2 protein-coding genes and 1 pseudogene are annotated in these 2,153 nt (G+C 62.7%); all 3 read left to right on the forward strand.

Annotated features, from left to right (window positions below):
• Nucleotides 1-241, forward strand: a pseudogene (locus Q0341_RS01220) (ABC transporter ATP-binding protein); the annotation flags it as partial.
• Nucleotides 242-348: 107 nt separating this feature from the next.
• On the forward strand, nt 349-1,176 hold the full coding sequence (locus Q0341_RS01225) for an SDR family oxidoreductase (RefSeq protein ID WP_299510003.1): 828 nt from the start codon (nt 349-351) through the stop codon (nt 1,174-1,176).
• The coding region (locus Q0341_RS01230; RefSeq protein ID WP_299510004.1) for an NAD(P)-binding domain-containing protein at nt 1,173-2,153 on the forward strand (981 nt) is incomplete at its 3' end. The genes Q0341_RS01225 and Q0341_RS01230, both read left to right, overlap by 4 nt.

Below are 2,153 nucleotides of genomic sequence, written 5' to 3' on the forward strand. Positions count from 1 at the left end.
GCTCATCCTCGACGAAGCCACCGAGGGCCTGGCCCCGCTGATCGCCCGGGACATCTGGCGCATCTGCAGCCTCATCAAGGCCAGCGGGATCAGCGCCATCATCGTGGACAAAAACTGGAAACACGTCACCCAGATCACCGACCGCAACATCATCCTGGTCAAAGGCCAAGTGGTGTTCGAGGGCTCGTCGCAAACCTTGCTTGAAGACCCCCGCGTGCTGGAGCAGCATCTGGGCGTTTGACGCCTTTGAATGCGTCTTCCCGCAAGGGTCTTCACTGAGGCCCAAGGTCGGATGGGCGTGCCAAAATTGAAGGCTATTTCACTCGCCCGCGTTCCAGGCCAACCGCCATGTCTTCTTTTCAATGCGCCGTCATCACAGGAGCCTGCGGGGGTTTGGGCCAAGCCTTGGCCAAGCAGTTGCTGGGCTCGGGTGCGCAAGTTGCGCTGGTGGGCTTGAACCGCGAGGCATTGCTTGCCTTGCAAGCCTTGGCTCCTGAGCGCTGCCGCATTTACACCCCCGACGTGTCCAACGCCCAGGCCATGCAGGCCATGGCCGCCGACTGCTTGCAACACGGGGGCGCGCCCGATCTGGTGATCGCCAATGCCGGTGTGGCCGGCGGTTTTGAAACCAGCGACCCGGCCGATCTGGCAGTGATGCGCCGCATGCTCGAGATCAACCTCTTGGGCGTGGCCACCACCTTCCAACCTTTCCTCCAGGCGATGCTCGACAGCCAGCGCCCCGGCGCGCTGGTGGGCGTGGCCAGCGTGGCGGGCTGGCGCGGCATGCCCGGCAATGGGGCTTATTGCGCCAGCAAAGCCGGTTTGATCGCCTACCTGCAAAGCCTGCGGACCGAGTTGCGCCCCACCCGGCTCACAGTGCACACCATCAGCCCCGGTTATTTGCGCACCGCGCTCACCGCAGGCAACACCTTTGCCATGCCCGGCCTGCTGGGGCCTGACGAAGCGGCCCGCGACTTGCTGCGCGGCGTAGCCCAAGGCCGCGAGCACATTGTTTTGCCACGCCGCATCGGCTGGCTGTCACGGGCTTTGTCGCTGCTGCCCGCTCGCTGGCACGATCGCATCTTGCTGGCCCAACCCCGCAAACCGCGCGCCCACCAAGCCGGAGCCACACCGATCCCCGGCCTTTCTGACACCCCTTGCCAACGCACTTCATGAGCATCGCTACACACCAACAAATCGCCTTGATCGGCGCTGGCCCCGCCGGCTTGGCCGGGGCACGGGCATTGAGCAAACACGGCATCGCCTTCCAGGGCTTTGAAGCCCACACCGATGTGGGTGGTTTGTGGAACATCGGCAACGAACGCTCGACCGTGTACGAGTCAGCCCACCTGATTTCGAGCAAACGCACCACCGAGTTCAAAGAATTCCCCATGTCCGAGGGCACGGCCGATTACCCCAGCCACCGCGAACTGCTCACGTACTTCCAAGCTTATGCGCAGCACTTTGACCTGAAACGCCACTACCGTTTTGGCGTGCGCGTGTTGCAAGTCGAGCCGGTGAGCGATGCGCCCGACACCTTGTGGCGCGTGACCCTCAATGCGGGCAACGGGCAAGTGGAAACCCACGAATACAAAGGCGTGGTGATCGCCAACGGCATCCTGGCCGAACCCAATATGCCGCAGTGGCCAGGCCATTTCAGCGGGCAGGTGCTGCACACCTCGGCCTACAAAAAAGCCGAGCAGTTCAAAGGCCAGCGCGTGCTGATTGTGGGCGCGGGCAACTCGGGCTGCGACATCGCGGTGGACGCGGTGCACCACGCCCAAAGCGTGGACATCTCGGTGCGCCGGGGCTATTACTTCGTGCCCAAATACGTCTTTGGCCTGCCCGCAGACACGGTGGGCGGCAAAACCAAACTGCCGCGCTGGCTCAAACAAAAAGTCGACAGCACGATGCTCAAGTGGTTCACCGGTGACCCGGTGCGCTTTGGCTTTCCAAAGCCCGACTACAAAATGTACGAGTCGCACCCCATCGTGAACTCGCTCATCCTTCACCACATTGGCCATGGCGATGTGAAAGTGCAGCCCGACGTGGATCGGTTCGATGGCCACACCGTGCATTTCAAAGACGGCAGCCAAGCCGACTACGACCTGGTCATGGCGGCCACCGGCTACAAGCTGCACTACCCCTTCATC

Origin of the sequence: uncultured Limnohabitans sp., from assembly GCF_937889215.1 — a bacterium.
Taxonomy (GTDB): domain Bacteria; phylum Pseudomonadota; class Gammaproteobacteria; order Burkholderiales; family Burkholderiaceae_C; genus Limnohabitans_A.